The following is a 23,617-nucleotide window of genomic DNA, read 5'->3' on the forward strand; positions in this document are numbered from 1 at the left end:
ATAATTTATTTTGATTCATTTTATGATTCTCTTATTTCTTTTATGTTACCATCTTAAGTGATCACCAGTAATTATTTTCTAACAAAAAAGGACCCCTATGGGTCCTCTTTTGGTTAGTCAACCTTTTCAACATCTATTCTGCGATATCTTTGCATTCCTGTTCCTGCCGGAATGAGTTTACCGATAATTACATTTTCTTTAAGACCAATTAATGGATCGGTCTTTCCTTTGATCGCTGCTTCTGTTAATACTCTGGTAGTTTCCTGGAAAGATGCTGCCGATAAGAAAGAATCTGTTGCCAAGGAAGCTTTTGTAATACCAAGCAGAACCTGCTTTCCTTCAGCTTCTCTAAGTCCCAGTTCTCTCACTCTCTTATTGGTTTCTTCAAATTCCAGTCTGTCTACTAAACTTCCCGGAAGCAGATCTGTATCTCCGTTTTCTTCGATTTTTACTTTTTTGAGCATTTGTCGAACAATAATTTCGATATGCTTATCATTGATCTCAACCCCTTGAAGACGATATACTCTTTGTACTTCTTTGAGCATATAATCCTGAACGGCTCTTACACCTTTTTCTTCAATCTTCAGAAGGTCATGAGGATTTACACTACCTTCAGTTAATTCGTCCCCAGCTTTTACCTTTGTTCCATCATATACTTTAATTCTGGAACCGTAAGGGATGAGATATGATTTAGATTCTCCTGTTTCTTCGTTTGTAACGATAACTTCTCTTTTCTTCTTTGTATCACTGATCTTAACAACGCCGCCAAATTCCGCAATAATTGCAAGTCCTTTTGGTTTTCTTGCTTCAAACAATTCTTCTACACGAGGAAGACCTTGTGTGATATCGTCTCCTGCGATACCTCCGGTATGGAATGTACGCATGGTAAGCTGTGTACCTGGTTCACCAATGGATTGAGCAGCAATAATTCCGACAGATTCACCTACTCTTACTTTATTGCCTGATGCCAGGTTTGCACCATAGCATTTTGCACAAATACCAATTCTTGAGCGGCAAGTCAATACGGTTCTTATGTGCACTTCAGTAATACCAGCCGCTACAATTTTTTCAGCTTCGTCTGCGCCTATCATATTGTCTGCTTTTACGATAATCTCACCTGTTTCAGGATGTTTAATATCCTCTACTGCCCAACGACCACGAATTCTGTCTTGCAAGGATTCAATCACTTCATCTCCGTCTGTAAATGCCTTAACCCACATTCCTGGAACTTCTTCGCCATTTTTTATGCAGTCTTCTTCTCTTATGATTAAATCCTGTGCAACGTCAACAAGACGTCTTGTTAAGTATCCGGAGTCCGCTGTACGAAGCGCTGTATCTGCCAGACCTTTTCTAGCACCGTTAGCAGAAATAAAGTACTCAAGAACGGACAGTCCTTCACGGAAGTTCGCTTTAATAGGCAGCTCGATAATTCTACCTGATGCACTGGCCATAAGTCCTCTCATACCAGCTAATTGCTTAATCTGATTGGTTGAACCACGGGCACCGGAATGAGCCATCATGTAGATATTGTTGTATTTGCCTAAATTCTCTAACAGAGCCGCTGTGATCTTGTCATTTGCCTTGTTCCACGCCGCAATAACTTTGTTGTATCTTTCTTCATTCGTCATTAATCCTCTTCTGAAGAGTTTGGTAACTTTATCCACAGTTTCTTCCGCTTCTTTTAGGATTGCTTTCTTTTGTTCCGGAATTTCCATATCGGAAACGGATACTGTAATAGCTCCTATTGTCGAGAATTTAAAACCTAATTCTTTAATTTTATCTAATACTTCTGCAGTTTTGGTTGCTTTATGTTTGATGATGCATCTGTTAATGATCTTTCCTAAGGCTTTTTTATCCACCAGGAAATCTATTTCGAATTTGAATTGGTTTTCTGGAATACTTCTATCTACAAAACCAATATCCTGAGGTATTGCCTCGTTAAAAATGATACGGCCAACTGTTGTTTCAACCAGTCTGGATTCCATTTTTCCATTGATTTCTCTATAGCGTCGTACCTTGATCTTAGCATGAAGGCCAATTATCTTGTTATCGTACGCTAAGATCGCTTCCTGTTCATCTTTAAAGACTTTTCCTTCTCCTTTTTCGCCATCTTTCTCAAGAGTTAAGTAATATGTTCCTAATACCATGTCCTGAGAAGGTACAGCCACAGGAGCACCATCAGACGGTTTTAATAAGTTATTCGGAGAAAGAAGCAAGAATCTGCATTCTGCCTGTGCTTCAACGGATAACGGTACGTGAACAGCCATCTGGTCTCCGTCAAAGTCAGCATTATACGCCGTACATACCAAGGGGTGGAGTTTAATCGCTCTACCTTCAACCAATACCGGTTCAAATGCTTGAATTCCCAAACGGTGAAGTGTGGGAGCACGGTTTAACATAACAGGATGTTCTTTGATCACTTCTTCTAATACATCCCATACTTCATTTTGAAGTCTTTCAACCATTCTTTTTGCAGATTTAATATTATGAGCCAATCCGTCTTCCACGAGTTTCTTCATTACAAAAGGCTTAAATAGCTCAATAGCCATTTCTTTAGGAAGCCCACATTGGTAAATCTTCAAATTAGGTCCTACAACGATAACGGAACGGCCGGAGTAGTCAACACGTTTCCCAAGCAAGTTTTGACGGAAACGTCCTTGCTTTCCTTTTAACATATCAGAAAGGGATTTAAGCGGTCTATTACCAGGACCTGTTACAGGTCTGCCTCTTCTGCCATTGTCAATTAAGGCATCTACGGCTTCCTGAAGCATACGCTTTTCATTGCGTACAATGATATTAGGAGCCCCTAAATCCAGGAGTCTTTTAAGGCGGTTGTTTCTGTTGATTACTCTTCTGTATAAATCATTAAGGTCAGAAGTCGCAAATCTTCCTCCGTCCAGCTGAATCATAGGTCTAAGATCAGGAGGCAATACGGGAATAACATCCAGAATCATCCATTCTGGTCTGTTGCCTGAAAGTCTGAACGCTTCTACAACTTCTAATCTTTTAATAATACGGATTCTTTTTTGACCTGTCGTTTCCTGGAGAGCTTTCTTTAATTCTTTAGATTCTTTTTCAAGGTCAATACTCATTAATAATTCTTTTATAGCTTCTGCACCCATTCCCGCACGGAAGCCATTACCATATTTTTCTACAGCATCTCTGTACTCTTTCTCTGTTAAAAGTTGCTTGTATTGTAAGCCGGTATCTCCTGAATCCAATACAATATAGGATGCAAAATACAGCACTTTTTCCAAAGCCCTAGGGGACATATCAAGGATCAGTCCCATGCGGCTCGGAATCCCTTTAAAGTACCAAATATGAGAAACAGGAGCAGCCAACTCAATATGTCCCATTCTTTCTCTTCGAACTTTAGATTTTGTTACTTCAACACCACAGCGGTCACATACAACGCCTTTATAGCGAATGCGTTTATATTTTCCGCAGTGACATTCCCAGTCTTTACTGGGCCCGAAAATTCTTTCACAGAATAGACCGTCTCTTTCGGGCTTTAATGTACGATAATTAATCGTTTCAGGTTTTTTTACTTCTCCCTTGGACCACTCTCTTATCTTGTCGGGAGAAGCCAAAGATATTTTTATGGCATCAAATAAAACGGATTGGTCCATATTTGTAGGCATGGATTACTCTCCTTTCCTATTCCGTTTAAAAATCGATATCGTCTTCATCGTCAAAAAGGCCAAATGCATCGTCATCCAAAGGCTCAACATCCTCCGCTGTATCAAAGAAATCTTCGTCTAAATCATCTGCGTCTAAGTCTTCTTCCTCATCTTCATTGGCACTTTCATTGTTATAGCCTGCAGAATAGTTTGGTCCATCTTCAGTACCTTCTATATTCACATTCAATTCATCAACATCGTCTACAGATTCTTTGATTTCTACCTCTGTTTGGTCTTCCAACAATACTTTTACATCTAAAGCAAGAGATTGCAGTTCTTTTAAGAGAACTTTGAAAGATTCCGGAACACCTGGTTCTGGGATATTTTCGCCTTTAACAATAGCTTCATAGGTTTTTACACGACCTACAACATCGTCAGACTTAATAGTAAGAATTTCTTGCAGGGTATATGCCGCACCATATGCTTCAAGCGCCCAAACTTCCATTTCTCCGAAACGTTGTCCTCCGAATTGTGCTTTACCACCAAGAGGCTGTTGAGTGATGGTAGCATAAGGTCCTGTTGAACGGGCATGAATCTTATCATCAACCAAGTGTGCAAGTTTCAGATAATGCATGTATCCGACAGTAACTGGGTTATCAAAGTATTCCCCTGTACGCCCATCTCTTAACATGATCTTTCCATCTCTTGGTATTGGTACGCCTCTCCATTCTTCTCGGTGATCTTTATTTTCTTCCAGATACTTAAATACTTCAGGATGAAGTTTGTCCTTCCACTTGCTTTCAAATTCTTCCCACTCTGTATTCACATAATCATTAGCAAGTTCTAAAGTATCCATGATATCTATTTCGTTAGCCCCGTCAAATACTGGCGTCGCAATCTTCCAGCCCAAAGCTTTTGCCGCTAAACCAAGATGGACTTCTAAGACCTGACCTATGTTCATACGAGAAGGCACACCAAGAGGATTGAGTACGATATCCAACGGACGACCATTTGGTAAGAATGGCATGTCTTCTACGGGGAGAATTCTCGAGATTACCCCTTTGTTTCCATGACGCCCTGCCATTTTATCTCCTACAGAGATCTTTCTCTTCTGAGCAATGTAGCATCGAACCAATTGATTCACTCCTGGAGATAATTCATCACCATTTTCTCTTGTAAAGATCTTAACATCTACAATAATTCCAGCTTCTCCATGAGGAACACGAAGTGAAGTATCTCTTACTTCCCTTGCTTTTTCTCCAAAAATTGCTCTAAGTAATCTTTCCTCAGCAGTTAACTCAGTTTCTCCTTTAGGGGTTACCTTACCTACTAAGATATCTCCTGAGCGTACTTCGGCACCAATTCTTATGATTCCTCTTTCATCCAAATCTTTAAGAGCGTCTTCCCCTACGTTTGGAATATCTCTTGTGATTTCCTCAGGACCTAATTTCGTATCTCTGGCTTCTGCTTCGTATTCTTCTATATGAATAGATGTATATACATCTTCTTGCACTAATCTTTCACTGAGTAAAACAGCATCTTCGTAGTTATAACCTTCCCATGTCATAAAGCCAATGAGAGGGTTCTTACCTAAGGCAATTTCTCCATGGTCAGTAGATGGACCGTCAGCAATCACTTCGCCTGCTTCTACTTTTTGACCTTTGTCCACAATCGCCCTTTGATTGATGCAGGTTCCCTGGTTGCTTCTTAAGAACTTCAATAGTTTATAAGTATGTCGATCTCCTTTATCTGTTCTGATGACAATTTCATTTGCAGTAACTCTCTCAACAATGCCGCCTTCTTTTGCAATCACAACAACTCCAGAATCTCTTGCTGCTTTATATTCCATACCTGTTCCTACAATAGGCGCTTCAGTCTTTAAAAGCGGAACTGCCTGGCGCTGCATGTTGGATCCCATAAGGGCACGGTTAGCGTCATCGTTTTCAAGGAAAGGAATCATCGCTGTTGCAACTGAAACCAATTGCTTTGGAGATACATCCATTAAATCTACTTTATCAACATCTATCTCAAGAATCTCTTTTTTATGTCTACCAGTGATCTTCTTGTTGACAAATTCTCCATTTTCTGTTAATGGTTGGTTTGCTTCAGCAACCATATAGTTTTCTTCTTCATCAGCAGTTACATAGATAACCTTGTCGGTAACAATAGCTTTACCGCTCGAATGATCAACAACACGGTAAGGAGCTTCAATAAAACCGTACTCATTGATTCTTGCATAAGTAGCCAAGGAGTTAATCAAACCAATGTTTGGACCTTCAGGTGTTTCAATAGGACACATTCTTCCGTAATGGGAATAGTGAACGTCACGCACTTCGAATCCTGCTCTTTCTCTTGAAAGTCCACCAGGTCCAAGGGCGGATAATCTTCTTTTATGAGTTAACTCTGCTAATGGATTGGTTTGATCCATGAACTGAGACAATTGAGAACTTCCGAAGAATTCCTTTATGGCTGCGGAAACAGGTCTGATATTAATAAGCGCCTGTGGAGTAACTGCTTCCATATCTTGAATGGTCATACGTTCTCTTATTACTCTTTCCATTCTTGACAAGCCAATACGGAATTGGTTCTGGAACAATTCACCTACTGCACGAATTCTTCTGTTGCCAAGATGGTCAATATCATCTACATTGCCTATTCCATGTTCTAAGTGAATATTGTAATTAATTGATGCCATAATATCTTCAAGGGTGATATGTTTTGGAATCAATCTGGCAATATTATCTTTTATTGCCTGTTTCAACTCTTCTTCATCTTCATAGGCATCCATCAATTCTTTTAGTACCGGATAATAAACTTTTTCTTTTATTCCTAGCTCTTCTGCATTGATATTAAGATGCTTTTCGATATTTACGGTTAAGTTGCTAAGAATAATTACCGGTGTATCTGAGCCTGGTGCTTTTACGACAATGGATTTTACGCCTGTATCTTGGATCGCATCAGCCAACTCCATTGTTATCTTTTGTCCCGCTTCAGCAATAATTTCTCCAGTACTTTCATCAATTACCGGATTTACAAGTTCTAAATTGCGTACTCTATTTCTAAATGCGAGCTTTTTATTAAATTTATATCGTCCAACTTTCGCTAAATCGTATCTTTTGGGATCAAAGAACATATTATTTAGAAGAGACTTCGCGCTTTCAACAGTCGGAGGTTCTCCCGGACGAATTCTCTTATAGATTTCAATTAATCCTTCTTCGTGGGATTTTGTATTGTCTTTTTCAAGCGTAGCTAATATCTTTGCTTCTTCTCCAAATAATTCTTTTATCTTTTCATCGCTTCCAATTCCAAATGCACGAATCAAAACTGTAACCGGAACTTTTCTTGTACGATCCACGCGTACATAGAAAACATCGTTGGAATCGGTTTCATATTCTAACCAAGCACCTCTATTAGGAATAACCGTAGCTGAAAAGAGTTGTTTTCCTACTTTATCAAAATCTACTCCATAATAAATGCCCGGTGAACGCACAAGCTGGCTTACGATAACCCTCTCTGCACCATTAATAATGAAAGTTCCATTATCGGTCATGATCGGAAAATCGCCCATAAATATTTCTTGTTCTTTGATTTCATCTGTTTCCTTATTATGCAGACGAACCTTTACTTTCAGTGCTGTTGCATATGTAGCATCTCTTTCTTTACACTCTTCGATTGAATACTTTGGCTCCTTGTCCAATGAAAAATCGACAAACTCCAGCACTAGATTACCACTATAATCCGTGATAGGGGAGATATCTTGAAAAACTTCTTTCAATCCTTCTTCTAAGAACCACTTGTAAGAGTTTTTCTGCACTTCAATTAAATTTGGCATTTCCAGAACTTCATCCATTCTGGCATAGCTCATGCGAACTCCTTTCCCGACTGGCACGGGATGGATTCTATTTTTCTCCATGTATACTCTCACCCCTTGAATTTTTTATACTCACAAATGCAATAAATGCATTTTGTAACCACAATTAGATAACACTGCAAAACTTAGTAGAAAATAATAAAATATTTAATGCATATTGTCATTGCTGTGTGAATATGTTATAATAAAAATGATATAAAGTCTAATTATATACATATTGACACATTTTAAAATGTTAGCATACTTCACTAGACCTGTCAAGGTCTTTTTATTATTATAAAAAAAATAAAATCTCCCTAGGGAGATTTTATTTTTTATGAAATTCATTATTTTAATGTTACTTTTGCTCCAGCTTCTTCTAATTTTGCTTTTAAGCTTTCAGCTTCTTCTTTTGCAACGCCTTCTTTAACTACTTTTGGAGCGCCTTCTACAAGGTCTTTAGCTTCTTTTAATCCAAGGCCAGTGATTTCTCTGATTACTTTGATTACTTTAATCTTTTGAGCGCCTGCATCTGTTAATTCAACATCGAATTCTGTCTTTTCTTCTGCAGCAGCAGCTCCACCAGCTACAGCGCCAGCAGCTACCATAACACCAGCAGCAGCGGATACTCCGAATTCTTCTTCACATTTTTCTACTAATTCATTAAGTTCTAAAACTGTAAGTTCTTTAACAGCATCAATAATTTCTTGAATTGATAATTTTGCCATTCTAGGACACCTCCGAATATTTTATTTTATATTTTTCACACATTATTCTGCAGCAGCTTCTGAGCCTTCTGCTTTCTTTTCTGCAATTGCTTTTATTACACGAGCAAAAGATGCAATAGGAGAATTGAAGCTTCCAAGCAATTTGGAAAGCAATTCTTCTTTTGGTGGGATCTTTGCGATCTTAGTAATTCCAGGTGCATCGTATAATTTACCTTCTACAACGCCTGCTTTAAATTCTAAAGCTTTATATTTGGATGCAATTTCATTTAGAACTCTAGGGCCATTGGTTGGATCATTATAACTGAACGCAATAGCGCTAGGTCCTTCAAGGTAATCTTTTAAAGGTTCGAACTCTGTATCTTTTACAGCGAAGTTCATCATTGTGTTTTTGTAAACTTTGTAGTCTACTCCTGCTTCACGGAGCTTCTTTCTAAGCTCTGTATCCTGTTCAACAGTTAAACCTCTGTAATCAACCAATACAACAGACGCAGCACCATTTAATTTTTCTTTAATTTCATTAACCACTGCTTGTTTTTGATCTAATTTAGCCACTACTTCCACCTCCTTGGATATAACCATTCAATCAAAAAACCTCTTTGCCCGCAGACAAAGAGGTTATATATAACGATCATAAATCATTTATAACTTCTATACCTCGGTAGGTAGAAAATCTTTACGCCATACGGCACCTACTGTCTGCGGCCACAAGGTTTTCAGTTTTATTCAACAAAAGATATTATATCCATTTCTTCTGTATTTGTCAACACATTGTTGCAATAAACTATTTTTACCAAAAGCTTGTACCAGAATATTATTCTGATATCTTCAAAGGATTGATTTTGATTCCAGGGCTCATAGTGGAAGATACGGCAATGCTCTTCAGGTATTGTCCTTTAGCAGCTGCCGGTTTTGCTTTTATAACTGCACTCATAAGTGTTTGGAAGTTATCGAGTAATTTATCTGTACCAAAAGATACTTTTCCAATAGGTACGTGGATAATATTTGTTTTATCTAAACGGTATTCAATTTTACCGGCTTTAATATCTGCAATTGCTTTTGCAACGTCCATAGTAACGGTTCCTGCTTTAGGGTTTGGCATTAAGCCTTTTGGTCCCAAAACACGTCCAAGACGTCCAACAACAGCCATCATATCTGGTGTTGCAACAACAACGTCAAATTCCAGCCATCCTTCATTTTGGATTTTTGGAACCAGTTCTTCTCCTCCAACAAAATCTGCTCCTGCTTCTTCTGCTTCCTTTGCTTTATCACCTTTAGCAAATACAAGTACACGTACTGTTTTACCTGTTCCATGAGGGAGAACAACTGCACCACGAACTTGTTGGTCCGCGTGTCTTGAGTCAACACCTAATTTAATATGTGCTTCTACTGTTTCATCAAATTTCGCAATAGCTACTTTTTGAACCAATTCCATAGCTTCTCTTGCTTCATAAAGAGTGCTACGATCGATTAATTTCGCAGCTTCGATATATTTTTTTCCTCTTTTCATTTCATTACCTCCTTGTGGTATTATCGGGGACAAATGCCCTCCCACTGTTCTAAATACTTAGTTCATTAGTCTTGTACTACAATTCCCATACTTCTTGCTGTTCCTGCAATCATGCTCATAGCAGCTTCTATAGTTGAAGCATTTAAATCTGGCATTTTAAGCTCAGCAATTTTTCTGATTTCTTCTTTGGAAATGGTTGCAACTTTATTCTTATTTGGTACTCCGGAACCGGACTCTATTTTACATGCTTTCTTGAGCAATACTGTTGCCGGTGGAGTCTTTGTGATAAATGTAAAGCTTCTGTCCTGATAAACAGTGATTACAACAGGGATTATTAATCCTGCTTGTTGAGCTGTTCTTTCATTGAATTCTTTACAAAATCCCATAATATTTACACCATGTTGTCCTAATGCAGGTCCAACTGGTGGTGCTGGTGTTGCCTTTCCTGCAGGAATCTGCAATTTAATCATTCCAGTAACTTTTTTCGCCATTTAAGCGCACCTCCATATAATGTGGTATTTGCGGGGATTTCCCTCCCACTGCTCATGCTTTTGCATGCTCTTTGTTTACATCTTTTGAATCTGAGTAAAATCAAGTTCAACTGGTGTTTCTCGTCCAAACATGGATAATCTCACAATCGCCGTTCGTTTATGTTCATGGATTTCCTGGATTACACCAACTGAATTCTCAAACGGTCCTGTTATGACTTTTACAGCATCTCCGACTTCTATATCAATTTTTGCTTTTGGAAGTTCAATGCCCATACCTCTTATTTCTTCCTCTGAAAGAGGAACAGGTTTTGAACCAGGTCCTACAAATCCGGTTACTCCTCTAGTATTCCTCACAACATACCATGTGTCATCTGTCATCAACATTTTCACCAGTACGTATCCCGGGAATATTTTTCGCTGAACTGTCTTTTTCTTTCCATTCTTGATTTCAACTGCATCATGCAGCGGTACAATCACTTCATGGATGAGGTCATGCATACCTCTGTTTTCTATAACTTTTTCAATATTCGCCTTAACTTTGTTCTCATATCCGGAATAGGTATGGACCACATACCATTTTGCCTCGTCAGACATACAATCATCCTTTTATCCAAAAATTTTCATAATAAAGTCGAATCCATTACTGTAAATAAAATCCATAACAAAAACAACCGCTGCTACCAATAAAGAAGTAACAATAACTACTGTGGTTTGTTTGATTAGATCTTCTCGATTGGGCCAAATGATTTTCTTAAACTCACCTCTGAACTGGTGAAAGAGTTCTTTCATCATTCCACTTCCCTTTATAAGTACTTTTGGTACTTCCTACTTGGTTTCTTTGTGTAAAGTATGAGTTTTGCAGAATCTGCAATACTTTTTGGTTTCCATCCTGTCAGGATGATTTCTTTTTTCTTTTGTTGTGTTATAATTTCTTTGTTTGCACTCTGTACATGCCAAAGTGATCTTTACTCTCACAACTTCCACCTCCACTTACTACTAATGAGTTCCATATTTTTAGGCATAAAAAAAAGACCTTTTGCCACTCCAATAATATATCATGGTATGGCAAATAAGTCAAGACTTTAGTAAAAAAGCCAGTGCATATTTGCAAATGGTAATTATTTGATTTTTCTTGCAGTAAATGAAGCTATATTTTTATACACCTGAACTGCCTGAACTTTCCCCTTAGTGATGCTTTTTATTTCTTCCCGTATATTTTTATACTTCATTTGAATAAGCTGGCTGTTTTTTTCTTCCTGGATTTGGATTTTTACGCCTATATCCGTAATAATTTTAATTTGATCCTGCAAACTTTTTATTAAGTCCTTATATTCCTCAACATTGTTTTGAATATTATACGAAATCTTTTTATACAGATCATCAAAGTGTTTATCCAAATCATTAATTTGATCTATTTGCTGTTTTTTTTCACAACTAAGCTGATCAAACAAATCCATATTGTTTTCTTTTGACCCCAGGATTAATGCTTGATTTTCGGTAATGGTATAAATCTGCTCTAACAGTTTCTTTTTTTTATTCAGTATTTCCAACAAAATTTTTAACTGCACCTGGACTTCTTTATAAGTCATCTGAATGCCTCCAGAAAAACGTGATTACACAGACTGATGTTTTGCCAGTTTCATAGCTTCCTTCCATGTATCTCTTAATTCTTTAATTAATCCATATACTTCTTCTAAAATAACCTTATCCTTTTTGATATTTGCTTCTACCAGTCTTCTGTATATATAATCATAAAGGGCACCTAATTCTTTGCTGATTGGATATTTTTTATCTAAGCTGGCCTGGAATTCTTCTATAATGTCTTCCGTACGAACAATGCATCTATGGGCTTCGCTCTTATTACCTGCTTCAATAGCTTTTATTGCCTGGTTGCAAAATTTTAACGCTCCATCGTATAACATCAATGTAAGTTCTTGAGGAGAAGCAGTTAAAATCGAATTATTTTTATATGTTTGATACGCATTTGAGTATGTCATAAACATTCCTCCCTAAAAAACTTCAAGAGAAGCTTTATAATGATTTTTATATTTAATAATTATTATACTATAAATATCGGAATTTTGCTTAATAAAATTGAAATGTAATAAAAAGAAAATCGTTCCTTCACCTTGTAAGGTGAAGGAACGATTTATTTTTTAGTATCGAAATAAAATCCCCCAGAACCCGGCGACTCATATTGATACAGCTGATTAGCCGCCTTCCCCTGTCTGATCTTTTTTAATTCCAGGCTTGTTTCATGCAGCAATTTTTCCAGAACTTTCTTATTCTCGTCATCCAGAGATTTTATTCTCAAAGCATGATTAATGATGTCTTCCCGAACTTTTTTTAGCCTTTGAGCCACTGGATATACGTTTACATCAATTTCATCCAGAGAATGAATGCTCAAAGCTTTTTTTAGAAGACTGGATTTTTCTTCAAAGCTTTGATCCAATGTTTTCATTTCATCAATACATTTTTGTCTTTCATTAACGAGCCTTTCAAATTCAAAAAATTGCTCCTCTGTACAATGCTGTGCCTGTTTTTCAGTAAGTTCCCATGCCTTTTTTAAAAGTTGAATTTTCTTTTCTCCCAGTAACGTCATTTCTTGAATAAGCAAATTAATTTCCATATAATCATCCTACTTTTATTGTTGTCCCAGCATAGAAGTGAAATAGCTGGTTTGATTATTTAAGGACGCCAGAGCGGATTCCATTCTTGCAAACATAGCAAAGTAATTGTTTTCTTTTCGCTCTAATTTTTCCAAAAATTCTTCAATAGCCTGGCTTTGGCGGTCTATTTCTTTACTCATCCAGTTATTTGATACAGTAGTTGTATTCTCAAGACCTGCTTTCTCAATCAAAATTCCCCTATAGCCTTTCGAGTCCATGGTTGTACGAATATTGTCATTAATGATATCCTGAAGTCTGGCAGACAAACCATTTTCCGCATATCTTTTTGATCTATTCTCACTGTCATTATAAGATATGTTGGATTTCTTTGTAAATAATTCTGCAATTTGATCAGGGTTTTCTTCTATAGCTTTTCTTAATTTTTCTTCATCAATAACAAGTTTTCCTTTGTCACTATAGACAGTTGATGTGGTAATACCTATATCAAAGATTCTGATTCCTACGCCTTCTACGCTATCATATAATGCTCTTCTCATGGATTCTGTGATTTTCATCAGTGTAGAATCATTTCTTAGTAATCCTTTTTTCGCAGCTTCTTCCCAAAGCTCGATGTCTTTATCAGACATTGATTCCTTCTGCTCATCTGTCAGGGGTTCATAATATTCGTATTTACCTGACTTTACTCTGCTTTCACTCGTTTTTCCATTAATTTTGCCAATTAACTCATTGTAAGCATTCACAAAATCTTTGATTTTAGAAACGAGGGCATCTGGATCTCCTTTGATGGTTATTTGCACTTCTTCAGTTGTAACGCTGTTTAATGTATACTTTACCCCATCAACTTCAAATGTATTGGAGCTTCTTTGAGTCTCTACACCATCTAAAATGAATTTTGCATCAGCAGCCTCCTGCTTAATGTTTGGTCCGCTCTCTCCAAACATTGCTTTCATTAACTTATCTCCCTCAGGACTGCCTGTAGAGATTCTGATTTTATTGGCTGCTCCTTCTTTTTCGCCTTGAAGTATAAATTTATCGCTCACACTATTGTAGGAGAGATTAACGCCCGCATTACTTTTATTGATCTGGTCCATTACCGATTGTATTGTATCCGTTGCTTTAAATGTGAAGGAAACTCCATTGATTTCAAGTTTAACATCGTCTGTAATTTCAAACGCATTACCTAAAGTATCTTTTAAATTTAAAACATTGGTTGTTCCATTTGTAAATCCTAAAGATTTTACCGTTTGATGAGTACTGTTTGCAATTCTGATTTCTTTTCCATTGGTATTTTTAAAAACTAATTTACCTTCGTTTACAGCAACTTCGATGCCTTCACCTTGTACCTTATCATTAATTATTTCTGCTAACCTGTCTATATTACCATTAGCTATTTCTTCAGTAAGATCAATTGAAATTTTTTTGCCGTCTACATAAATATCAAATTCTTTTCCTATTTCAGATATTGTAAGATCAGGGGCGCCCTCTAATTTTGAAATTTTAGCACCATTATTGAATCCTAATTTAGACAGGATATTATTCGTATCTCCATTGCTAAACTTTATTTCGTCTGAAGTATTATAAGATATGATTTTAAGCTGTTGATCATCTGTTGCAGTTACCTTGACTACATTTTTGCCAAATGCATCATTTATTGCATTTGATAAATCGCTTGCCAATGTATCTAAATCGCCTTCATTATAAACTTTATCAGATGGTAAAGTGATTACCTTTTCTTCTCCATTTACACTTATTTTAAATGTACCATCACTCAAATCTACAGGAAAACTTGTCAGTTTGCTCCCTGTAATGGCATTCGTTTGATTGTTATAAAATCCCAGGGAACTAACGTAGGTATTTGTGGTATCAGAAATTTTTAATGTATGTCCTGTCGCTTTAAACTCTATATTTGCTATAATTTTGTTTATATCATCAACATTTTTTACATCTATTTTATTACCATCTGTATCCTTTGCTATTACTTCTACATTTCCTGCTCCAAAAGCGTCGGATATTTTTTCATTTAACTCTGCTACTAATTGTCTTGCTTTTTCTTGATCTAATGCAGGGCCTGAATAATCATTTGATAATGTAATTGTCTTCTTAACTCCGTCTAATGTAATATCAAAGGTTTTCCCTTTTTTCAAATAATCCCAATTAATAGAATCTATACTTGAAGCCATACTTTTTGAAACAGTTTTATTACTTTCCCATATTTCATTTTTAGCCAGTTGGGTAACCTTTATTGTATGGGTACCAGTAGCTACACTGGATGATGCTTCTGCCTGAACAGCAGTGGTATCTACTCCATTAATCTTGGTAGAAATCGAATAAGCTCGAAAGCTCGTTGCAGAAATCAAGTTATCCTTAGATAAAATGTCTAAATATTTATCCCTGAAATTTTTAAGAACATTGATCATTTCTCTGTAGCCTTCTTGCTGCCATTTTAACTTCTGCAGCTTTTGCTTCATTGTATCTACTTTCGTATATTCGGCTTTCATTAATTGCTCGACCATGGATTCCGTATCAAAGCCGGAAAACCCTGTAAGCCTAAGTCTATTACTTACAAGCATAGTGTCCCTCCTTATTCCTTATCTTTTTTCATCCACTATAATACCTGCCACTTCCCAGAGGTGAGCTACCATGTCCAAAATTTTTTCTGGAGGTATTTCACGGATGAGTTCTTTCGTTTCTTTATTAATGACTTTCACCATAATTTGCTTTGTTTCTTCATGAATTGAAAACTCAAATTCCGCCATTACACCATTTAATTTTTTATTTGCTTTTTCAATAGCTTCAATAACTGTCTTCTCTGCTATGGTAGGCTGATACTCAGGGTGAATTTGCGTGTATTCCAGCAAGTCAATATTTTTGTCAAGAATCGAGTCTTTTCTACCTTTGTCAATGTTTTCGTTGTGCATTGTTTGTGGTGTAGACATAGGTACATGGGGCGATTGAATATTGTTTTCTATTTTCATGCTAGATCCCTCCGAAAACAAATTCTTTACTTATGTATCGTCATTTTCTTTTTAAGGATTTATAGATGATCTATAGCTATTATATCCTATAGCTATATAAGATGAGGATTTTGCTCAATCCAAGCTTTTGTTTTAGCGATTCCAGCTTCCAGGGGATGATTGGGTTTCCATCCAAGCAAGCGATTTGCTTTATCGAAATTACAAAGCAGCTTCATAATTTCACTTTGAGGATGAATATGGGGAACATGTTTGATTTTTGCTTCATCCTCTGCGATTAATAAGGCTAAGTCATTAATGGATATGTCACGTCCTAATCCAGCATTAATAATTTCTCCGTTTACTTTGTCACTGTATCCTGCTTGTACGACAAATTCTGCGCAGTCCTCAACATATAAGAAGTCCCTTGTTTGCTCGCCTGTTCCATAAATAAAAAGTTCTTCTCCCTTTAGAGCCTTTTTAAGGAAAATTGCGATCACTCCACCTTCTCCCCCTGTCTTCTGGAAAGGTCCATAAGTGTTAAAGGGTCTTACGACTACTGTTGGAAGTTGATACGCATACCAATAAGAAAGCACCATATTTTCTCCTGCGATCTTACTGCCTGCATAAGGAGAAGCAGGTTTGGTCGGATGCATCTCTGTAATACCGTTTTCATCATTTGCTCTGTCATAAACCATGCAGGTACTCATAAAGACCATTTTGGTACGGTATTTTTTACACTGTTCCAATACATTAAAGGTTCCTATCACATCATTGTCAAAAGTTGTTTTTGGATCATCAATACTGTCTTGAACATTAATGCTGGCCCCCAGGTGATAACAAATATCGAATTTATTAATAAAGAGTTTTTCAAGAATATCGTTGTTTTTGATATCTCCTTTAATAAAATCCTTAAAATTCGGGTAATTAGTAAATTCTTTGATATTTTCCTCTCTGCCATTGGATAAATCATCTAGAACCCAAACATTATGATTGTCGTCTAGTAGTTTTTTTACAACCCATCTTCCAATAAAACCAGCTCCGCCAGTTACCAATATATTCAAAATACTCACTCCTTATCAAATATAAAGAGTAGGATTAACCTACTCTATAAGTATCGACTAATTCTTTAACAATCTTTATTACATACATAATATCTTCTTCTGACATCTTAGGAAAAAGAGGAAGGGTAATAATTCTTTCATAAAGTTTTTCTGCATTGGGACATAAGCCTTTTTTATAACCCAGTTTTTGATAATAAGGATGATAGTACACAGGAATGTAATGGACATTAACCCCTATATTATGAATACGTAATTCATCGAATATTACTCTTCTATCCGGTCTTATTTTATCCGTATCGAGTTGAAGAACATAGAGATGCCATCCGGATAAAGTATCATCAAGCTGCTTTGGAATAATGACGCCTTCTAAATCTTTAAAGGCTTCACTATACATCTTGGCGTATTTTCTTCTTTTTTGAAGGAAAAATTCCAGTTTATTAAGCTGACTGCAGCCAAGGGCCGCCTGAATATCCGTCATTCTGTAATTGTATCCTAAAAAGTGCTGTTCATAATACCAAGCTGCATTATCATTTAAAAGCATCTTCTGATCTCTGGTAATACCGTGAGAGCGAAAGAGCATTAATTTATCATAAAATTCTTTATTGTTGGTGGTTATGGCTCCTCCTTCTCCTGTTGTAATGGGTTTAACAGGATGAAAGCTAAAGGTTGTCATATCCCCAATACTTCCAATTTTTCTGCCCTTATATTCAGCACCTAAAGCATGGGCTGCATCTTCTATGACAATCAAATTGTGTTCTTTTGCTATTTTCATAATCTCATCCATATCACAGGGTTGCCCTGTATAATGAACGGGTATAATCGCCTTTGTTTTATCTGTTATCTTTCTCCTAATGTCCTCCGGATCAATATTATAGGTTTCAGGATCAATATCTGCAAATACGGGTGTTCCTCCGCAGTAAAGTACTGCATTGGCAGTCGCTGCAAAAGTCATTGGTGTTGTGATGACTTCATCTCCTTCACCAATTCCTGCCGCAAAGCAAGCCGCATGAAGGGCTGCTGTTCCATTGGATATGGCAACCACATATTCTGCTCCTGTCACTGACTTTAATTGATCTTCAAATTCTTTTATGGCCGGACCTGTGGTTAAATAGTCGCTTTTTAATACATTTACAACAGCCTGTATATCATCTTCATCAATCCACTGACGCCCATAGGGTAAAAAATCGTCTCTCATTTCGTCACGCTCCTGTTATTCTTTCGTTATAAGGCGGATTATTTCGGAGGCCAGTCGTTTTGCTCCCAACCCGTCAACCAATTCTTGCCCTTTCCTGGACATCTCGAGTCTTTTTTCATAGGTCATTTCTTTAATTGAATCCAGTATATTTTCAACATTTGATCCTTTTATAATACCCAATTGTTTTAATTTTTCATATGCCATCATTTGATTATCTGCTACTACAATTCCTATAGTAGGCGTGCCGCAGGCTGCCAGTTCATATACTGTAGAACCACAGGCTGAAACAGCTAAATCACATTTTTTCATTAAATGTGACATAATAGGATTATAATATAATTTAACCTTAGGGTGACTGAAGGTATCTAAATACCCCTTAGGAAATGCCGGTCCAATGACTACATGAAGGGTCATATCCAACTCTTCTTTTAGGATATTTTGAATAATTTTTTCCGTAATTCTATTTATATCAGAACCGCCTATAGTTACCAGGATATCTTTGCAAATAGGATTAATATATCGTTTCGTTGGATTTTGGAACTCTTTTCTAAGCAAAACATATGTAATGCCTAAAAATGTTTCTATATAATTTTCTTCTGTATAGTTTAAATCTAAGGCATAGGGGTTTTGATTGACAATAAAATCAACGGGATATTCTTCTTTCTTTAAATCATCGATATATCCCAGAAAACTTCCTGCCCTTTTCACACTTTTAAAAAAGTTTGCATCTACATTATAACTGTCTACAATCATACAATCATAGGCTATGTCATTAATCTTGCTTAATAAGTTTTCTTCCGAAAATCGATAAACGAAATATCCATTTTGTCTTAAGAAGTTAACGCCAAAATCAAATTCTTCCTCTTCTGAGCAAACATAGGAAACCTCTGCACATCGTCTTAATTCCTCAGCCAATACAGAAGTTCTCATAATATGCCCCATACCTATGGTTTTGCCTCCATCTGCGCGAATCAGAATTTTCATCATTAAACCTACCTTCAGGGAGTTCTAAATACACTGTTTATTTCCACTAACTCTTTAATTTCCTTTGCTCTTTGCAACCAGGTATGCTTTTCATTTGCTTTTTTCATTCCGTTCAAAGCAATATAATTCCTATTGTCCTCATCTTCTAATATATCTTTAATTTTTTCCGGTAAAAGCTCTATTTTATCCCAAGTATAAAAAATAATATCTTCTTCATCATTAAATTGATTTTCTAAATATTGATTTTTATCTGTTACAGATATTGCTCCTTGAAGCATAGAAGTAAAGATTCTTTCATGAGAGCCATTTTTAAAATTAGGGAGTACATTTAAGACAAATTTTGAATTTCCCATTAGAGAAAGCATTTCATTAAAATCCACAGAATTATGCACTCTAAAGTTCTTATACATTTCAAAAGGATTTCTATCCCATCCTAGTACACCATAAAAATCTATTGGTATTCCAGATTTTATCAATTCTTCAACACATTTATATCTGCGATAACTCCTTACGTAGCTATCCACTAATTGGAGAAATGCAGGATTATTCATTAAAATACCATATTCTCCATAAAAATTTCTTGATTGGAGTACAAACTGAAGTTCTCCCTCTAATGTTTTATCTGGATTTGCCAATAAATATTCTGCTGCTTCGTCCATTATAGAAATCATGGTTTTAGGTAAAACGAGCCATTCTTTACGTATCAAATCAGGATCTTTAAAGCTTCCTCCAAATAATACATCTATATCTCTTATTCTTTGCTCTTTAATATCCTCTCCTTTAACAGAGCCTCCATGAGGTAAAAATGCAGATCTCTTGAGTGGAAAATATGTACACAGAAATTCAATATGAGAATAATCCACGCATGTCAAAATAAGGTTATTTAAATTGGTATTAATTCTTTGGAGGTGATAAATTGGATGATCTACTAAGCAGCCAATATAAGTTGTATCAGCAAGATTAAACAAATACTCATCATCTAATTTTAAATCTATTCCTATGCAATTAAACGCAAATACGAAATCACACGGAAAAGAAAAAGCATCTTGTAACGCTTTCATTCTATTGGGGTTCGTTAAATCTACAATAAATATCTCATCACCTAATTGATTAAAGGCTTCTCCTAAATAATCGACAAATATTCTAAGCACATCATATTGGGATCGCCCTTTTAATAATACAATTCTAGCCATAAAGCCCTCCTATTAGATTTCAGCAAGATTCCTATGCATTTTTTTGAATAATAAATTGGTTGATCCCTGCCACTTCAGGATGGTTGTCTAGATATGAAATAATCTCATCTATCTCAAACCCTTTATTCTGATCATATAAAGCCTCATATACTTTTTCTACAAGGTCAAAATCTTCTTTAGTGTCAACACATAATCTATAATTCGGTCTGTTCCAGCTTTCCTTTGCTTCCATTCTTTCAACAGAAAATTCCTCTGGATGCTCATACATATATAAGGTTACGTGTTCCCTATATCTTGCTCCTGTGGCTTTATAATGGGCTTTCATAAGGGCTTCTCTTGTAAATATCTCCGCATCAAAACCCCGGCTAAAGGTATTTGGAACATCGACTCTCATATAGTCTACCTTTGCTTCTAAAAACTTATCAATTAGTTCGTCAATAACTTCTGCACTAATAAGAGGACAATCCCCAGTAACTCTTATAATATATTCTCCTTCAAACTGTTCTGCTGCATCAACATATCTCTTTAACACATCATCTTCCGAGCCTCTAAAAATAGTTCCTCCTGCATTCTCTACTATTTCAACCAGTTGATCATTTTCAGAATTGGTAGAAGTAGCAACAATTGTTTTTTCGATTTTACTAGATTGATTTAATCGATTTAATATGTGCACAATCATAGGAACACCTTTAATCTCTTTAATAACTTTACCCGGCAATCGCTCAGATCCCATTCTGGCTTGAATAATGCAAATTACGCCATTCCCCATATTATAACCCTTCTTTCGCTAAATAACTTCCCAAGTAATGGGATCATTCTTTTTAATATCTTTTCTGGCTTCTCTGCCAACCACAATATCAAAATACTTTGGCATAAGCCCAACCCCCGGTCTAAGTACTGCCAACATATCTTCTGTTATAATAGTCCCCTTTGGAATATCCATTTTAGCAAAGATACTTCTTCGGCCTCTTTGATGATGCAATCTTTCTGTATCAGCTAATTCCTTAACAGAAGAACCGATAGCTTTTTCGGCATCTCTAATGCCTTTTACCATAGCTTTTAATTCATCCGGCTCAATCGCAAATTTATGATCGGGGCCTTTTAGATTTCTATCAAGAGTAAAGTGTTTCTCGATTACCTTAGCACCTCTGGCTACAGCAGCAATTGGTATAGCAATTCCCAAAGTATGATCAGAATATCCAACAGGAAGCCTAAAAGCAGCTTTCATCGTATCCATCGCTGCTAAATTCACTTCTTCTACAGGCATAGGATAACTAATTCCGCAATGTAAAAGAATAACTTGATTATTCCCCTGCTCATAAATGGCATTAAGGGCATCTTCTATCTCCCCTAAATTCGCCATACCTGTTGAAAGAATAATAGGTTTATTCTTCTTAGCAATATATCTTAAAAAAGGAATATCTACCATTTCAAAAGACGCAATTTTATATGCTTCCATTTCTAATTCTTCTAATTCTTCAACAGCATCATAATCAAAGGGTGTAGATAAGAACATAATCCCTTTTTCATCAGCATATTCTTTCAATTCCCTTTGCCATTCTCTTGGAAGCTCTAATCCTTTATATAATTCATATAAAGTTGGAACTCCTTCATATTCATCTCCAAGTTTCATAATAGGATGAGAAGTGTTAGCAGCAATCTTATCCGCTGTAAACGTTTGAAACTTAACTGCGTCTGCCCCTGCTTCTACCGCTACATCTATTAATTTTTTTGCTTGACCTAAATCTCTGTCATGGTTACTTCCTGCTTCAGCAATAATAAAACAGGGACTATCTTCACTAATTAATCTGTCCCCAATGGAAATACTCCTCATATACTTTCCTCCTAGTAAAATATTTCTACTAATGTTATCGTAAATATTCTCTTTAATAATTATACATCAAAAAAAAGCCAACTACAAATGTAATTGGCTTATTTATAGTTCTCTAGAAAAATTGCATCATCATATCTTAACATTAAAAGATTCGGTTTAAATTTCCCCATTTGGGATTCTACCAGTTTCCCCTCTGCCCATTCTTTAATCATCTTTCCATAATCGATTCCAGCTTCTATAGAAAGAGGTACTCCTCCTCCGAAACGAGGATTAATTTCAATCCAATATATTTCACCTTTAGAATCTTCAATGCACTGAAGAGTAAGCGGACCTACCCCACCTAATTTTTCACAGATTTCTACTACCTCTTCTATAATTCTAGGATGATTCCTTGTTATAGATTTAGACACTTCTCCAGCTCGAACTTGAAGTCTCTCTCTGGGAACACAAGAAACCACACGGCCACCATTGTCACAAAACACATCTACAGTATACTCTGTCCCTTGAATATATTCTTGAATAATTGAATTTGATACATATTTCGAAAAGAAAACCAGTTCTTCTTGATTACCAGCACGATAAACTCCTTGACTCCCCATACCATCTTTTGGCTTTATAATAAAGGAAGATTTTTCATTATATATATTGATATCTTCTGCCTTAGACCATGTTTTGGGGGACTTAATATCATGCTCTAAAAAAAACTCATAGGTTTTAAACTTATCTTCACAGATGTTAAGTACCAAGTAATTAGAAAGAAGCAAATGAACACCTATATCATGAAACTCTTTTCTTCTGCTATCCAGCAGGAGATATTCTCTTTCAAACAAAGGTATCAATACATTGATCTTTTTATCGTTACATATCTTAAGAAGTGTATCTACATATTTTTCGTCTTGATAACTTGGAACTTCAAAAAAAGCATCAACAAAATGCTTTGCAGGATTATTAGAAGAGCAATCAACCCCGATAATGTTAAAACTCTTCTTTAAAAAAGAAATCAATTGAACTCTTTTACCAATGGCGGTTAATAATATATTCATTGTTTCGCCTTCCTATTATTTATGATCTGCTTTTGTGTAACCTTAATTTTCCTAATGCCTTACACAAAAAGAAAATTCCAAATCCTATAGTTCCCACTATTCCTGATAAACATAAAGAAATTATTTTAAAGACTTGGCTTCTTATCCACCAAAACATAACCTGAACCTTTGAAAAAGCTTTGATTTCTGATATCAAATTACATTTATATCTCTCTTTTGCATGAATGGATAAACTAAATAAAAAGACATTTATAAATCCTGTCCCTGATAAATTCGTACATGGAACAATTACTACATCAAAATATTCATCTTTTAAATCTAAACACTTTCTTGTATATCCAAATCCCTCTTTATAAGGATAAATCCAAATCTGTTTTATATCTTTATATTTTTCTGCTAATTTCTTCCCATGCTCATGGGTTAATAAATGGATCTCATGTTCTGGAAATTTATCTTTGATTGCTTTTAAATTATGATCTAATTGCTGAAAACTAACCGAACGAATAATCAATAACTTTTTCACGTTT

22 protein-coding genes and 1 other annotated feature are annotated in these 23,617 nt (G+C 36.0%); all 22 genes read right to left on the minus strand.

Translation table 11 applies throughout. The annotated features are described in order from the left end of the window. Window positions 1-113: 113 nt before the first annotated feature. Window positions 114-3,641 (minus strand): DNA-directed RNA polymerase subunit beta', encoded by a 3,528-nt coding sequence (gene rpoC, locus JOD07_RS01000; RefSeq protein WP_158739810.1) that lies wholly within the window; start codon window positions 3,639-3,641, stop codon window positions 114-116. Window positions 3,642-3,666: 25 nt separating this feature from the next. Then, window positions 3,667-7,533, minus strand: a complete 3,867-nt coding sequence (rpoB, locus tag JOD07_RS01005) for a DNA-directed RNA polymerase subunit beta (protein ID WP_158739811.1) — start codon at window positions 7,531-7,533, stop codon at window positions 3,667-3,669. A gap of 284 nt (window positions 7,534-7,817) precedes the next feature. After that, window positions 7,818-8,198: a 50S ribosomal protein L7/L12 gene (rplL, locus tag JOD07_RS01010; RefSeq protein ID WP_158739812.1), complete on the minus strand. Its 381-nt coding sequence runs from the start codon at window positions 8,196-8,198 to the stop codon at window positions 7,818-7,820. Window positions 8,199-8,240: 42 nt separating this feature from the next. Continuing rightward, window positions 8,241-8,750, minus strand: a complete 510-nt coding sequence (gene rplJ, locus JOD07_RS01015) for a 50S ribosomal protein L10 (RefSeq protein WP_158739813.1) — start codon at window positions 8,748-8,750, stop codon at window positions 8,241-8,243. A gap of 24 nt (window positions 8,751-8,774) precedes the next feature. Further along, window positions 8,775-8,918 (minus strand) — a sequence feature (ribosomal protein L10 leader region). Window positions 8,919-9,009: 91 nt separating this feature from the next. Continuing rightward, window positions 9,010-9,705: a 50S ribosomal protein L1 gene (rplA, locus tag JOD07_RS01020; RefSeq protein ID WP_158739814.1), complete on the minus strand. Its 696-nt coding sequence runs from the start codon at window positions 9,703-9,705 to the stop codon at window positions 9,010-9,012. A gap of 65 nt (window positions 9,706-9,770) precedes the next feature. Next, the gene (gene rplK, locus JOD07_RS01025) at window positions 9,771-10,196 is read right to left on the minus strand and encodes a 50S ribosomal protein L11 (RefSeq protein WP_204611663.1); all 426 of its coding nucleotides are present in this window, start codon (window positions 10,194-10,196) and stop codon (window positions 9,771-9,773) included. Between the two features lie 75 nt (window positions 10,197-10,271). Beyond that, window positions 10,272-10,790, minus strand: a complete 519-nt coding sequence (gene nusG, locus JOD07_RS01030) for a transcription termination/antitermination protein NusG (RefSeq protein ID WP_158739816.1) — start codon at window positions 10,788-10,790, stop codon at window positions 10,272-10,274. A 12-nt stretch (window positions 10,791-10,802) separates the two neighbouring features. After that, on the minus strand, window positions 10,803-10,985 hold the full coding sequence (gene secE, locus JOD07_RS01035) for a preprotein translocase subunit SecE (RefSeq protein WP_243144550.1): 183 nt from the start codon (window positions 10,983-10,985) through the stop codon (window positions 10,803-10,805). A 36-nt stretch (window positions 10,986-11,021) separates the two neighbouring features. Then, on the minus strand, window positions 11,022-11,171 hold the full coding sequence (gene rpmG, locus JOD07_RS01040) for a 50S ribosomal protein L33 (protein WP_158739818.1): 150 nt from the start codon (window positions 11,169-11,171) through the stop codon (window positions 11,022-11,024). Between the two features lie 143 nt (window positions 11,172-11,314). Beyond that, the gene (locus JOD07_RS01045) at window positions 11,315-11,785 is read right to left on the minus strand and encodes a flagellar export chaperone FlgN (RefSeq protein WP_158739819.1); all 471 of its coding nucleotides are present in this window, start codon (window positions 11,783-11,785) and stop codon (window positions 11,315-11,317) included. A 24-nt stretch (window positions 11,786-11,809) separates the two neighbouring features. Beyond that, complete coding sequence (gene fliS / locus JOD07_RS01050; RefSeq protein WP_158739820.1) at window positions 11,810-12,193, minus strand: flagellar export chaperone FliS; 384 nt, start codon at window positions 12,191-12,193, stop codon at window positions 11,810-11,812. 152 nt (window positions 12,194-12,345) lie between these two features. Then, a complete protein-coding gene (flgN, locus tag JOD07_RS01055; RefSeq protein ID WP_158739821.1) occupies window positions 12,346-12,825 on the minus strand; it encodes a flagellar export chaperone FlgN in 480 nt (159 codons plus the stop codon). Between the two features lie 15 nt (window positions 12,826-12,840). Continuing rightward, window positions 12,841-15,396 (minus strand): flagellar filament capping protein FliD, encoded by a 2,556-nt coding sequence (gene fliD, locus JOD07_RS01060; protein ID WP_204611670.1) that lies wholly within the window; start codon window positions 15,394-15,396, stop codon window positions 12,841-12,843. Between the two features lie 18 nt (window positions 15,397-15,414). Continuing rightward, the gene (locus JOD07_RS01065; RefSeq protein ID WP_204611672.1) at window positions 15,415-15,801 is read right to left on the minus strand and encodes a flagellar protein FlaG; all 387 of its coding nucleotides are present in this window, start codon (window positions 15,799-15,801) and stop codon (window positions 15,415-15,417) included. A gap of 92 nt (window positions 15,802-15,893) precedes the next feature. Further along, window positions 15,894-16,841 (minus strand): dTDP-glucose 4,6-dehydratase, encoded by a 948-nt coding sequence (locus tag JOD07_RS01070; RefSeq protein WP_204611674.1) that lies wholly within the window; start codon window positions 16,839-16,841, stop codon window positions 15,894-15,896. Between the two features lie 34 nt (window positions 16,842-16,875). Further along, complete coding sequence (gene pseC / locus JOD07_RS01075) at window positions 16,876-18,036, minus strand: UDP-4-amino-4,6-dideoxy-N-acetyl-beta-L-altrosamine transaminase (RefSeq protein ID WP_204611681.1); 1,161 nt, start codon at window positions 18,034-18,036, stop codon at window positions 16,876-16,878. A gap of 15 nt (window positions 18,037-18,051) precedes the next feature. Then, window positions 18,052-19,020 (minus strand): UDP-2,4-diacetamido-2,4,6-trideoxy-beta-L-altropyranose hydrolase, encoded by a 969-nt coding sequence (gene pseG, locus JOD07_RS01080; protein WP_158739826.1) that lies wholly within the window; start codon window positions 19,018-19,020, stop codon window positions 18,052-18,054. Between the two features lie 14 nt (window positions 19,021-19,034). Then, complete coding sequence (locus JOD07_RS01085) at window positions 19,035-20,213, minus strand: glycosyltransferase family protein (protein WP_204611683.1); 1,179 nt, start codon at window positions 20,211-20,213, stop codon at window positions 19,035-19,037. 31 nt (window positions 20,214-20,244) lie between these two features. Beyond that, a complete protein-coding gene (locus tag JOD07_RS01090) occupies window positions 20,245-20,982 on the minus strand; it encodes a cytidylyltransferase domain-containing protein (RefSeq protein WP_204611685.1) in 738 nt (245 codons plus the stop codon). An 18-nt stretch (window positions 20,983-21,000) separates the two neighbouring features. After that, the gene (gene neuB, locus JOD07_RS01095; protein ID WP_204611687.1) at window positions 21,001-22,047 is read right to left on the minus strand and encodes an N-acetylneuraminate synthase; all 1,047 of its coding nucleotides are present in this window, start codon (window positions 22,045-22,047) and stop codon (window positions 21,001-21,003) included. A gap of 98 nt (window positions 22,048-22,145) precedes the next feature. Beyond that, on the minus strand, window positions 22,146-23,090 hold the full coding sequence (locus JOD07_RS01100) for an ATP-grasp domain-containing protein (RefSeq protein ID WP_158739830.1): 945 nt from the start codon (window positions 23,088-23,090) through the stop codon (window positions 22,146-22,148). Between the two features lie 19 nt (window positions 23,091-23,109). Further along, on the minus strand, window positions 23,110-23,613 hold the full coding sequence (locus tag JOD07_RS01105) for a glycosyltransferase family 9 protein (protein ID WP_158739831.1): 504 nt from the start codon (window positions 23,611-23,613) through the stop codon (window positions 23,110-23,112). Window positions 23,614-23,617 lie beyond the last annotated feature (4 nt).

The organism is Defluviitalea raffinosedens (genome assembly GCF_016908775.1).
In the GTDB taxonomy this organism is placed as follows: Bacteria; Bacillota; Clostridia; order Lachnospirales; family Defluviitaleaceae; genus Defluviitalea; species Defluviitalea raffinosedens.

Coding starts and splice junctions, on each gene's coding strand:
- rpoC (WP_158739810.1), bottom strand. CDS start 3,641: ATGCCTACAAATATGGACCAATCCGTTTTATTTGATGCCATAAAAATA.
- rpoB (WP_158739811.1), bottom strand. CDS start 7,533: ATGGAGAAAAATAGAATCCATCCCGTGCCAGTCGGGAAAGGAGTTCGC.
- rplL (WP_158739812.1), bottom strand. CDS start 8,198: ATGGCAAAATTATCAATTCAAGAAATTATTGATGCTGTTAAAGAACTT.
- rplA (WP_158739814.1), bottom strand. CDS start 9,705: ATGAAAAGAGGAAAAAAATATATCGAAGCTGCGAAATTAATCGATCGT.
- rplK (WP_204611663.1), bottom strand. CDS start 10,196: ATGGCGAAAAAAGTTACTGGAATGATTAAATTGCAGATTCCTGCAGGA.
- nusG (WP_158739816.1), bottom strand. CDS start 10,790: ATGTCTGACGAGGCAAAATGGTATGTGGTCCATACCTATTCCGGATAT.
- secE (WP_243144550.1), bottom strand. CDS start 10,985: ATGAAAGAACTCTTTCACCAGTTCAGAGGTGAGTTTAAGAAAATCATT.
- JOD07_RS01045 (WP_158739819.1), bottom strand. CDS start 11,785: ATGACTTATAAAGAAGTCCAGGTGCAGTTAAAAATTTTGTTGGAAATA.
- fliS (WP_158739820.1), bottom strand. CDS start 12,193: ATGACATACTCAAATGCGTATCAAACATATAAAAATAATTCGATTTTA.
- flgN (WP_158739821.1), bottom strand. CDS start 12,825: ATGGAAATTAATTTGCTTATTCAAGAAATGACGTTACTGGGAGAAAAG.
- fliD (WP_204611670.1), bottom strand. CDS start 15,396: ATGCTTGTAAGTAATAGACTTAGGCTTACAGGGTTTTCCGGCTTTGAT.
- JOD07_RS01065 (WP_204611672.1), bottom strand. CDS start 15,801: ATGAAAATAGAAAACAATATTCAATCGCCCCATGTACCTATGTCTACA.
- pseC (WP_204611681.1), bottom strand. CDS start 18,036: ATGAGAGACGATTTTTTACCCTATGGGCGTCAGTGGATTGATGAAGAT.
- pseG (WP_158739826.1), bottom strand. CDS start 19,020: ATGAAAATTCTGATTCGCGCAGATGGAGGCAAAACCATAGGTATGGGG.
- JOD07_RS01085 (WP_204611683.1), bottom strand. CDS start 20,213: ATGGCTAGAATTGTATTATTAAAAGGGCGATCCCAATATGATGTGCTT.
- JOD07_RS01090 (WP_204611685.1), bottom strand. CDS start 20,982: ATGGGGAATGGCGTAATTTGCATTATTCAAGCCAGAATGGGATCTGAG.
- neuB (WP_204611687.1), bottom strand. CDS start 22,047: ATGAGGAGTATTTCCATTGGGGACAGATTAATTAGTGAAGATAGTCCC.
- JOD07_RS01100 (WP_158739830.1), bottom strand. CDS start 23,090: ATGAATATATTATTAACCGCCATTGGTAAAAGAGTTCAATTGATTTCT.